The 10,815-nt window shown below is 62.8% G+C and carries 5 protein-coding genes and 7 pseudogenes; 6 read left to right on the top strand and 6 right to left on the bottom strand.

The annotated features are described in order from the left end of the window. Nucleotides 1–213: a hypothetical protein gene (locus tag ACEPAJ_RS00805; RefSeq protein ID WP_425912947.1), complete on the top strand. Its 213-nt coding sequence runs from the start codon at nucleotides 1–3 to the stop codon at nucleotides 211–213. Nucleotides 214–305: 92 nt separating this feature from the next. Beyond that, nucleotides 306–1,791: pseudogene (gene istA / locus ACEPAJ_RS00810) on the top strand (IS21 family transposase). Here istA and ACEPAJ_RS00815 read toward each other — a convergent pair. Together ACEPAJ_RS00815 and ACEPAJ_RS00820 are read right to left on the bottom strand one after the other, a co-directional pair. Continuing rightward, nucleotides 1,768–4,734, bottom strand: coding sequence for a Tn3 family transposase (locus ACEPAJ_RS00815; protein WP_065990646.1), 2,967 nt, complete (start codon nucleotides 4,732–4,734; stop codon nucleotides 1,768–1,770). The pseudogene istA and the gene ACEPAJ_RS00815 overlap by 24 nt on opposite strands. Before the next feature lie 3 nt (nucleotides 4,735–4,737). Then, nucleotides 4,738–5,287: pseudogene (locus ACEPAJ_RS00820) on the bottom strand (recombinase family protein). Between the two features lie 17 nt (nucleotides 5,288–5,304). Here ACEPAJ_RS00820 and ACEPAJ_RS00825 point away from each other — a divergent pair. Beyond that, nucleotides 5,305–5,487: pseudogene (locus tag ACEPAJ_RS00825) on the top strand (type II toxin-antitoxin system RelE/ParE family toxin); the annotation flags it as partial. A gap of 99 nt (nucleotides 5,488–5,586) precedes the next feature. On the opposite strand, the pseudogene ACEPAJ_RS00830 reads toward ACEPAJ_RS00825, so the two are convergent. Further along, a pseudogene (locus ACEPAJ_RS00830) lies at nucleotides 5,587–5,780 on the bottom strand (isocitrate lyase/PEP mutase family protein); the annotation flags it as partial. A gap of 342 nt (nucleotides 5,781–6,122) precedes the next feature. Between ACEPAJ_RS00830 and ACEPAJ_RS00835 the strand changes: the two are divergent. Together ACEPAJ_RS00835 and ACEPAJ_RS00840 are read left to right on the top strand one after the other, a co-directional pair. Then, nucleotides 6,123–6,356, top strand: coding sequence for a hypothetical protein (locus tag ACEPAJ_RS00835; RefSeq protein ID WP_425912949.1), 234 nt, complete (start codon nucleotides 6,123–6,125; stop codon nucleotides 6,354–6,356). Nucleotides 6,357–6,384: 28 nt separating this feature from the next. Continuing rightward, the gene (locus ACEPAJ_RS00840) at nucleotides 6,385–6,729 is read left to right on the top strand and encodes a glutathione binding-like protein (RefSeq protein WP_425912951.1); all 345 of its coding nucleotides are present in this window, start codon (nucleotides 6,385–6,387) and stop codon (nucleotides 6,727–6,729) included. Between the two features lie 65 nt (nucleotides 6,730–6,794). On the opposite strand, the pseudogene ACEPAJ_RS00845 reads toward ACEPAJ_RS00840, so the two are convergent. Next, nucleotides 6,795–7,382: pseudogene (locus ACEPAJ_RS00845) on the bottom strand (TorF family putative porin). A 1,002-nt stretch (nucleotides 7,383–8,384) separates the two neighbouring features. Here ACEPAJ_RS00845 and ACEPAJ_RS00850 point away from each other — a divergent pair. Further along, the gene (locus ACEPAJ_RS00850) at nucleotides 8,385–8,660 is read left to right on the top strand and encodes a hypothetical protein (protein ID WP_425912953.1); all 276 of its coding nucleotides are present in this window, start codon (nucleotides 8,385–8,387) and stop codon (nucleotides 8,658–8,660) included. Between the two features lie 25 nt (nucleotides 8,661–8,685). On the opposite strand, the pseudogene ACEPAJ_RS00855 reads toward ACEPAJ_RS00850, so the two are convergent. Continuing rightward, nucleotides 8,686–9,595, bottom strand: a pseudogene (locus ACEPAJ_RS00855) (response regulator). A 1-nt stretch (nucleotide 9,596) separates the two neighbouring features. Beyond that, nucleotides 9,597–10,709 (bottom strand): annotated as a pseudogene (locus tag ACEPAJ_RS00860) (sensor histidine kinase). Nucleotides 10,710–10,815: the final 106 nt, after the last annotated feature.

A 10,815-nucleotide genomic window follows, 5' to 3' on the forward strand; every position in this document is an offset into this window, starting at 1 on the left:
ATGACGGCCGACCGCTCAGAAAGCGCTTCTCGGTACTTTGATTTCCGTCTTGCGATAGGTATTCCATTAGGGCTTATGGCCTTACTGTTGTTGCTTGACCCTAGTGGAGTTGATTTCGCTTTGGCAGAACTGTTTTACGAGCCGGGCCAGGGCTTTATCGTCGTCACAGCTTCTGGCTGGAAGACATACTTGTTGCTGCTGACCGAAAACTGACCCAGTAGAGGCTGTTCTGCCGACTGAAAACTGACCCAGGTGTTCAACTACTTCTGCTCAATTTTTGAGCAGGAGAACACAGGGTGATCAGTATGGAAATGATGGGCAAAATTCGCCGGATGTATTTCCGCGACAAGCTGTCGCTGCATGAGATAGCCAAGCGCACCGGGTTGGCGCGCAACACGATTCGCAAGTGGGTCAGAGCACCTGAGGCCAAGCCGCCGGTCTACCAACGCCGCGCGATCTTCAACAAACTCAGCCCTTTTCACGCCACGCTGGAGCAGGCGCTAAAAGCCGATTCGCTGCGGCCCAAGCAACAGCGGCGCAGTGCCAAGGCGCTGTTGGCGCAAATCAAAGCCGAAGGTTATGACGGTGGCTACAGCCAGCTCACCGCGTTTATCCGTGCCTGGCGAGGGGACAGGGCAAGGCGTCGCAGGCCTTTGTGCCGCTGACCTTTGCTCTTGGCGAGGCGTTTCAGTTTGACTGGAGCGAGGAAGGCTTGCTGGTCGGCGGCATTTACCGGCGTATGCAGGTGGCACATCTGAAGCTGTGTGCCAGCCGTGCGTTCTGGCTTGTGGCGTATCCGAGCCAGGGCCATGAGATGTTATTTGACGCCCATACACGCTCGTTCGGCTCCTTGGCGGCGTGCCGCGCCGGGGCATCTACGACAACATGAAGACCGCCGTCGACAAGGTCAATAAGGGCAAAGGCCGGGCGGTGAATGCGCGCTTTGCGGTGATGTGCGCGCATTACCTGTTCGATCCGGACTTCTGCAACGTCGCCGCTGGTTGGGAAAAGGGCATCGTTGAAAAGAACGTGCAAGACAGCCGCAGGCGTATCTGGCTAGACGCCCAGGACTGCCAGTTTCACTCCTTCGAGGAACTCAATGCCTGGCTGGGCCAGCGCTGCCGCGCGCTTTGGAACGAGCTGACGCACCCTCAATACAGCGGGCTCAGTGTGGCCGAGGTACTGGAGTTGGAGCGCGCCGAACTGATGCCTATGCCCGCGGCCTTCGACGGTTACGTCGAGCGGCCTGCGCGGGTCTCCAGCACCTGCCTGGTCAGTGTCGGGCGCAACCGTTACTCGGTGCCGTGTGAGTACGCGGGTAAGTGGGTCAGCAGCCGTTTGTATCCGACCCGCATCGAGGTGGTGGCCGATGATGCGCTGATTGCCAGCCATGCGCGCTTGCTGGATCGCGAACAGGTCAGCTACGACTGGCAGCACTACATCCCGCTGATTGAGCGCAAGCCCGGCGCGCTGCGCAACGGAGCGCCCTTTACTGATCTGCCAGCGCCGCTGCGTCAGCTTAAGCACGGTCTGGGGCGTCATGCCGGCGGTGACCGGATCATGGCGCAAGTCCTGGCTGCCGTACCGGTCGCCGGACTCGATGCCGTGCTGGTAGCCGTTGAGCTGGTACTGGAGAGCGGCAGCCTGAGCGCCGAACACATCCTCAATGTCGTGGCACGGCTGACAGCATCCGAACCACCACCCAGCGTCGAAACCCACTTGTCGCTCAAGGAAGGGGAGCCGAGAGAATTCGGAAAAAATCGTACGCTAAGGCTTTCCGAGCTGTCGTAACGGCCTGAATTTCCCTTCCTCCAGCTTGCGGCTCTGCCGCCAGACGTAATCGCCGGTCAGGTTAATGTGCTCCCAGCCCAGCGGCGACAGATATTGATACATATCGGTATTCACCGGCTTTCCGGCGTCAGTCAGCCCTTGGGTTGCCCGCTCCAGGTAGACGGTGTTCCACAGCACGATAGCGGCGGTCACCAAGTTCAGTCCGCTGGCCCTATAGCGCTGCTGTTCGAAGCTGCGATCCCTGATTTCACCAAGGCGGTTGAAGAACACCGCCCTGGCCAGGGCATTGCGCGCCTCGCCCTTGTTCAATCCAGCGTGCACGCGACGACGCAACTCGACACTTTGCAGCCAGTCGAGGATAAACAGCGTGCGCTCGATCCGGCCCAGCTCCCGCAGGGCCACGGCCAGGCCGTTCTGACGTGGATAGCTGCCCAGCTTGCGCAGCATCAACGAGGCAGTGACGGTGCCCTGTTTGATCGACGCGGCCAGACGCAGAATCTCGTCCCAGTGAGCGCGGACGTGCTTAATGTTCAGCGTGCCGCCGATCATTGGGCGCAGCGTCGGGTAGTCCTGTACGCTCTGCGGGACATACAGTTTGGTTTCGCCCAGGTCGCGGATGCGCGGGGCAAAACGAAAGCCCAGCAGATGCATCAGGGCGAAGACATGATCGGTGAAGCCAGCCGTGTCGGTGTAGTGCTCCTCGATCCGCAGATCCGACTCGTGATACAGCAGACCATCGAGCACATAGGTCGAATCCCGCACTCCGACATTCACCACTCGGGTACTGAACGGCGCGTACTGATCGGAGATATGGGTATAGAACAGCCGCCCTGGTTCGTTGCCGTATTTCGGGTTGACGTGCCCGGTGCTTTCGCCTCGACCGCCTGCACGGAAGCGCTGGCCATCGGAGGATGAGGTGGTGCCGTCTCCCCAGTTGGCCGCAAAGGTGTGGTTGAACTGATTGTTGACCAATTCAGCCAGAGCCGCCGAGTAGGTTTCGTCACGGATGTGCCAGGCTTGCAGCCAAGACAGCTTGGCGTAGGTCATACCCGGACTCGACTCGGCCATTTTCGTCAGCCCAATGTTGATGGCGTCACCAAGGATTGCTGACAGTAACAGCGTTCGATCCTTGGCCTGAGCACCATCCTTCAGGTGGGTAAAGTGACGGGTGAATCCTGTCCACTCATCCACGTCCATCAGCAGCTCGGTAATCTTGATGCGCGGTAGTAGCTGACTGGTCTTGTCGATCAGCGCCTGGGCGGTGACCGGTACTGCCGCATCCAGCGGCGTGATCTTCAGTCCGGACTCTGTGAGGATCGCGTCGGGGAGTTCATTGTCCTTGGCCAGCTTGGCGACGGTCGCCAGTTGCTGCTCTAGCAGCTGCAAGCGCTCCTCTAGGTACTGGTCGCTGTTGGGATTGGTCGCCAATGGCAGCGCCTGTTCCTTCTTGAGCGCGGCAAACTTCGCGGGCGGCAGCAGGTAATCTTCAAAGTCACGAAACTGCCGTGAGCCCTTGACCCAAATGTCGCCGGAACGCAGCGCGTTTTTCAGTTCAGACAAGGCGCAGATTTCGTAAAAACGCCGGTCAATGCCTTCCGGCGTGATCACCAGCGGTTTCCAGCGCGGCTTGATGAACGCAGTTGGTGCGTCCGATGGCACCTTGCGCAGGTTGTCTGCGTTCATCTCGCGCAGCTGCTGGATGGCATCCAGCACACGTTGAGCTGCCGGTGCGGCCCGGAGTTGAAGCACCTCCAGAAAGGCTGGAGTGTAGCGGCGCAGAGTATTGAAGTTTTCGCTGACCAGGTGCAAATGGTCGAAGGTTTCGGGACGGGCCAGTAGCTCGGCGTCGGTCACACTCTGGGCGAATTCGTCCCAGGGGATGACCGCCTCGATGGCGGCGAACGGATCGCCACCGGTAGTTTTGGCCTCCAGCAAGGCCTGACCTATCTTCGAGTACAAGCGAACCTTGTCGTTGATCGCCTTGCCCTGTTTCTGAAATTGCTGCTGATGCTTGTTCTTGGCGCTGCTGAACAGCTTGACTAGGATGCGGTCGTGTAGATCCACCAGTTCATCGGTCACTGTCGCGGTGCTTTCCAGCACCACGGCAACCAAGGTGGCGTAGCGCCGTTCGTTCTCGAACTTGCCAAGATCCTGCGGCGTCATCTGCCCACCTTCGCGGGCAAGCTTGAGCAAGCGGTTCTGGTGGATATGCCGGTCGAGCCCTTCGGGCAGGGCCACCAGTTGAAAAATCTTCAGCCGCTCGATGTGCTCCATCATGTGCCGCGAATTCGGTTTCAACGGTGACTGCCGTAGCCAGGTCAACCAGGTACTATTGCTGCCTGTCTTGATGGTCAGCAGTTCGTCGAGTTTGTTGCGATGCTGCTGGCTTAGCGGCTCGATCAAAGCACGGTAGATCCTCCGGTTCGCTCGCGCCACTGCTTCGGAGCAGGCCCGGTCGATCACCGTCAGGGTCGGCAAAATCCGCCGTTGCTGACGCAGACTCTCCAGAGCCTGCCCAGCCAGTAACAAACCTTTGTCGGTCTGCTGGGCCAGGTTGGTCAGCTCACGTACCAGGGCGCGAAAGTCTGACAGCCCGAACGGCAACAAGCCCAGGTAGGTTCGCAACTCCTGGGCATGTTCACGGCGGGTGACATCGCGCTCACCGTACTTCGCCCAGCTTTCGGGCGCAGCCTGAACCTGTCGTGCCACCCACTCAATGACCGGATCTGGCAGCACGCTGTCGCTGGACAGCGCGTAACCGGGGTAGCGCAGCAGGCAGAGTTGCACGGCAAAGCCGAGACGATTGGCATCACCCCGTCGCTGACGGATCAGCGACAGGTCGGACTCGTTGAAGGTGTAATAGCGGATCAGATCGTCCTGGCTTTCCGGCAGCGCAAGCAAAGTCTCGCGCTCAGAAGCCGAGAGTATCGAGCGACGGGGCATGTATCAGTCATCCGTGCGTAGGTACTGGTAAAGGGTTTCCCTACTTATACCGAACTCACGGGCTAGCTGGGCCTTTGGTTCACCGACAGCGGCCCGTTGCCGGACTGCGACAGTCTGTTCGTCGGACAGGGCTTTTTTACGAGCCCGGTAACCGCCGCGTTGCTTGGCCTGGGCGATTCGCTCGCGAATGAGCGCTCGCTCGAACTCGGCGAAGGCTCCCATGACCGACAGCATCAGGTTGGCCATCGGCGAATCACCTCCCGTGAATACCAGCCCTTCCTTCTAAAACTCGATACGCACGCCGCGCTTGGTCATTTTTTTGCACCAGGCGGCGCAGGTCATCCAGGTTGCGGGCCAAGTGATCCATGCTGTGTACCACGACCGTATCACCTTCACGGACGAAGCCAAGCATGGCCTCCGGTTACGGACGCTGGGTATCCTTGGCAGAGGCCTTGTCGGTGAACAGTTTGTTCACCTCGTTTTGTTTCAGCTGACATTTCGGGTTCTGTTCGTAGCTGTTGACCCGGACATAGCCGATACGTTGCCCCTGCAAGGGCCTCCCTAGGCTATGTAGATGAACTTACAGCAGCACCTACCACGCTGCTGACCAATCCGCGCATTGGCGAACGACTAGAAGAGTTCGAACCAAGGGATGTACGCCGAATTCAGATCGGCCAATACGAGATGCGTTACGAGATAGTGGATTCCACTATCTACCTGCTGCGCCTGTGGCACACCCGCGAAGACCGATAGGTTTTGGCTGGGCCAGGAACGGAACACATCAAACTGGCGAGCCTATGACTGATCGGAAAACCTTAGCGTACGATTTTTTCCGAATTCTGTAGGCTCCCCGATCAGGGCGATGTCCGGTGCGGCGAGCACCTGCAGCGAGGCGACCGAGCCGCCGAGGATGCCGACTTCGAAGCCGAGGTCGGCGGCGATGCGCGCGGACAGGGGTCGAACACCGAGGCGGTGTGGTAACAGGCGGGGCTGGCGAGCAGGGCACGGAAGGCTTCGCGCAGCTGGTGATGACAGGCTCTTTGCATGGGATTTTCCTGCTGAGTCATTATTTGAGGTCTTATTACCAAGGTTGTATTGCAATTCCTGTACCGGCCCAGGAGGCGGGCCTGTGCCGCGGCATTCCGGCGCCTGCCGGGGGTGGGCTGGCGGAAAAACGCCGATGCTGCGCCGGGAGCGGCGAACATCCGCCAACAGGGAGCAGCAGGGCGCCAGGGTGGTGGGGGGCGGTTGCATGGGCAGCGTTCGACCGTGCGGTGAGGATTGGCGCGCCGGATATGCCTGGCTGACCCGCGCGCTGCTGCCGTCGCGCGAGCAGTCGCTGTGCTAGGTTTTTGGGGGCTCGCCTACAACTCCTCGAGGAGAACAGCATGAAGCTCTACTACACGCCGGGTGCCTGCTCGCTGGCGGCGCACATCGTCCTCTGCGAACTGGGCCTGCCCCACGAACTGGTCAGGGTGGATCTGAACACCCACACCACCGCGGGCGGCGGGGATTTCTACGCAATCAACCCCAAGGGCTACGTGCCGGCCCTGGAGTGGAGTACGACCAGGTGCTCACCGAGGACGCGGTGCTCCTGCAGTACCTGGCCGAGCTCAAGGTGACGTCAGCCTGCTGCCGCCGGCCGGCAGCATGGAGCGCTGGCGCGTGCTGGAGTGGCTCAACTTCATCAGCAGCGAACTGCACAAGGGACTCGGCGCATTGTTCAATCCGGCGATTACTCCGGAGTGGAAGCAGGCGGTGCTGGAGCGGGTGAGCCAGCGTCTGGACCTGGTCAACCAGGCGCTGAAGGGGAATGCCTTCCTCTGCGGCCGGCATTTCACCATTGCCGACGCCTATCTGTTCACCATCGTCAACTGGACCGGCTTCATGCACATCGACCTGGCGCCCTGGCCGGAGCTGGCTGCCTACCAGCTGCGGATGGCGGAGCGCCCGGCGGTGCAGCAGGCGATGCGCGCGGAGGGCCTGCTGAAGTAGCGGGTTGTGCCGAAAATGAAAAGGGGCGCCATCTGGCGCCCCTTTTGCTGTCGGCCGAGGGGGGCTTACAGGCTCTTCGACACCGATACCACGAAGTTGGCGTCGCAGTAGTCGGACTTGCCACCGGCAGCGAAGCCTTTGCACTCGCTGTCGCTGAGGCTGGTGTCGGTGTAGGTCATGCCGAAGTCCAGGCCGGCGTAGGTCTTGGTCAGGCCGATGGACCAGTCGTTGTAGGAGTCTTCCTTACCAACGCCGGCGCTGTTGAGGAAGATGTTGTCCTTGAAGTCGTAGTTGCCGTACTGCAGGGCCAGGCCGATCTCGTAGGGCAGGGTGTGTCGTAGCCGATGTAGGTGTAGAGGGTGGTGTTGTCGTCGGCGAGGCCATTGCTACGAACATGGCGAAGTCGTCGGAGTAGGCGGCGCCGACCTTGAAACCATAGCGGTCAGGCTGCCGTAGTACTCGCTGTAGTTGGCGGCGGTGGCGCCCGGGTAGTCGTACTTGATCCAGCCCAGGTCGTAGGAAATGTCGTCGGTGATGTTGTTGGTGAAGCCGAGGTAGTAGTCGAATTCGACGTTGGCGTCGTTGCCGTCGGCCGCTACGAAGTCGACGTTGGATGCCCAGGTGCCGACGTACAGACCGCTATCGTGGGCCACGTCCAGGCCGCCCTGGATGGCGCCTTTGCCTTGGGTTGCGACACGCCGCGGTAGATGTAGTCCGTGGTCAGGGCGGCGTTCATGCTGACGTCGAAGTCACCGATCGGGCTCTTCACGGTTTCGGCGGCGGCGAAGCTGCTGACGGTCACTGCGCTGGCGGCGGAGATGGCGAGGTCAGTTTCTTGAGCATGTCATTTGTCCCTATGGTCCGACGAGGAGTTGGCATCCTCGACTTATTAGTGTGTGTTGAGTCTGAGTGGAGCTGATTTGCCTCATGCACACGGCTTGCCAACTTTATAAATTGCTTTAAATACAATGACTTACGATTGATATTGGCGGCGTGGCAGGTTGTTCGGGTTTTGGCCAGGCGCCGTTGTGCACCATCGGCGGGCACGCTTTGGCCCAGTTTGTGGCGTGGAAAAGCTGGCGTGTCCCTTGCAAGAGAGGTGGTTTTCCTGTCTGGAGTGAGATGGATGCGTACGTTGTTGATGCTCGGATCGAGCCTGCTGGCCGGTGCTGTACAGGCCGCGGAACTGCATGTGGCCGCCGGCCAGGAGCGGCTGATCGACGAGCCGCGCCTGCAACTGGAGCGCCTGGTGCTCGAAGATGGTGCAACCCTGCGCCTGGCACCGGGGCTGCCGCGTTTCGAGCTGCGTGCGGGCAGGCGTGGATCGGCCGCGACGTGCGCCTGCTGGCGCGCGGCAGCGATGCGTCAGCAGGGCGAGCGGGCGCTGCCGGTAGCGCGGGCAAGTCCTGCGCGAATGGCGAGGCCGGTCAGCCGGGCGAGGCCGGTGGGGCCGGCGCTGCCGGGACCGACCTGCAGATCACGCTCGGCCTGCGCAGCTTCGGTTCGCTGCTGCTGGATACCCGCGGCGGCGCCGGCTCGGCTGGCGGCAGCGGGGGCGACGGCGGCGACGGGGGCGCGGCGGATCGCTGCGCGGGAGTGCCGGTGGCACCGGTGGTCGGGGCGGCGAGGGCGGTGCCGGCGGGCGCGGTGGCACGGTGGCGCTGCGCTACTGGAGCCTGAGCGAGGCCGGTTATATCCCGGTCAGCAACCACGGCCCGGGCGTGCAGATCCTGACCGCCGGTGGCCTGGGAGCCGCTGGCGGCCGTGGTGGCAAGGGCGGGATTGCCGTGCCGGAGAGTTCAGCACCCGTGGCCAACGGCATCAAGGTCTATCGCAATGGCGGCGCGCCGGGCGAGGCCGGCCTGACCGGCGCGCCGGGGAGCAGCGGCGAGACGGGACGCTTCCTGGTGCAGCCGCAGGCGCGGCCCTGACCGAGCGGCGCCGGCGCAGCGCTGCTCAGGCGATCAGCCGTTCGCGCAGACGGCCGAGCATGCCCATCAGGCTACCGACCTTGTCGCGCTCGCGTTCCTCTTTCGGGGCTTCGGCCAGGCGCGCCACCACATGGGTCGGCTGGGTGCGCCAGGCCTGGGCCTGACGGGCGGCCGCGCTCAGGCTCTTCTCGAACAGGGCCGGGCGGATCGGTTTGGGCAGGTAGCGAAGATCTGCGCCTCGTTGATCAGCCTGAGCAGCGCCTGGGTGTCTTGGAACGGCGTGACCACCAGGCTGAGCAGGCGCGGATGGGCCTGGGCCAGGGTCTTGAGCAGCGGCGCGGTGTCTTCGCCGGCGAGCTTGAGGTCGCTGATCAGCAGGTCGACCGCTTCCGTGTTCAGCTGCAGCAGGGCTTCGGGCAGGTTGCGGGCGTGCAGCAGGCGATGGCCGCCGGCATGGCAGAAACTGCCGACCGCTGCCAGGGTTTCCGCATGGTCGTCGAGCAGCAGTACGGTCAGCGCGGTGGTCGGCTGCGCACTGTCGGTCATCGCCACGGGGACCTGGCTGGCGGCGATTCCGCCGCCTGGCGCAGGGTGTTGGTCATCTCCTGCTGATCCCACGGTTTGGTCAGGTAGCGGAAGATGCCGCCGCTGTTCAGCGCATCGACCGCGGCGTCGAGGTCGGAGTAGCCGGTGAGCAGGATGCGCAGGGTGTGCGGGGCGATCTCGCTGGCCTGGGCGAGAAACTCCGCGCCGCTCATCTGCGGCATGCGCTGGTCGCTGACGATGATCTGCACCGACTCGCTCTTCAGGCGTTCCAGCGCGCGGCGCGGGTCGCTTTCGGTGAGTACGTCGTACTGGCGGCGGAACTGCATGGCCAGGCTGCGCAGGATGCGCTCTTCGTCGTCGACGAAGAGGATCCGGGTGGGGGCGGTCATATCAGGCACTCTCCTGCAGGTTGGGCGCTTGCGCGCGCGGCAGCCGGATCAGGAAGCGTGTGCCTCGCCCCGGCTCGGAGGCGACGCGAATCGTGCCGCCGTGGTCCTGGATGATCTTGAAGCTGATGGACAGGCCGAGGCCGGTGCCCTGGCCGACCGGCTTGGTGGTGAAGAAGGGATCGAAGATCTTCGCCAGCACCTCGGGCGGCATGCCCTTGCCGGAGTCCTGCACGGAAATGAACACGGCGTCGTCGTCGGCCCAGGTCTTCACCAGGATCTGGCCGAAGCGCTCCATGGCCTGGGCGGCGTTGGTCAGCAGGTTGAGCAGCACCTGGTTGATCTGCGACGGCGCGCAGGGAATGCGCGGCAGATCGCCGAGTTGCGCGGTGACCTCGGCCTTGTCCTTGATGTTGTTGCGGGCGATCACCAGGGCGCTGCGTACGCAGTCGTTGAGGTCGATGTCCTCGCTCATGGCGCGGTCGAGGCGGGCGAAGTTCTTCAGGCCGACCACCAGTTCGCCGATCTGCTCGAGGCCGTAGAGGGTGTCCGCTGAACAGCTGCTGGAGGTCTTCCTTGAGCAGCTCCGGCGCCGCCTGTTCGCGGGCATCCAGGCCTCGCCGAGGGGGCGGCCAGGCGCGGCTCGTCGCATTCCGGGTCATGCAGGCAGTCGAGCAGGGTGCCGTGGGTGTCGGCGAGCTGCAGCAGCGGCTGCTTCAGCTCGCGCAGCAGCTGCACGTTGTTCTTCACGTAGCCCAGCGGGGTGTTCAGCTCGTGGGCGACGCCGGCGACCATCTGGCCCAGCGAGGCCATCTTCTCCGACTGCACAGCTGGGCCTGGGATTCCTTGAGGTCGACCAGCGCCCGGCGCAGCACGGCGTTGCGCTGGGCGACGCGCTTTTCCATGGCCTTGAGCAGGTCGAGCACCGTGCCTAGGCCCTGGTAGCGGCCCTCGCCGTCGACCAGGATGAAGTCCTCGGTGATCGGGTAGGTCAGCTGCGAGGTGACCTGCTGGGCCGCCTCTTCCAGGCGGGTGTCCAGGCAGACCACCAGGGCGCGTCGTTCATCACGCTGTGGGCCGGCTTTTGCCCGTGCAGGTCGCGGCCGAAGCGCAGCATGAAGATGTTCTGCAGGGCATAGCGGCTGATCAGGCCCCGCGGGCGACCGTCGGCGTCGACCACGGCCAGGGACAGGAAGGCCTTGCATTCGGGGGTCAGCAGGCGG

It is taken from the genome of Pseudomonas sp. GWSMS-1 (assembly GCF_049847425.1).
Taxonomy (GTDB): domain Bacteria; phylum Pseudomonadota; class Gammaproteobacteria; order Pseudomonadales; family Pseudomonadaceae; genus Aquipseudomonas.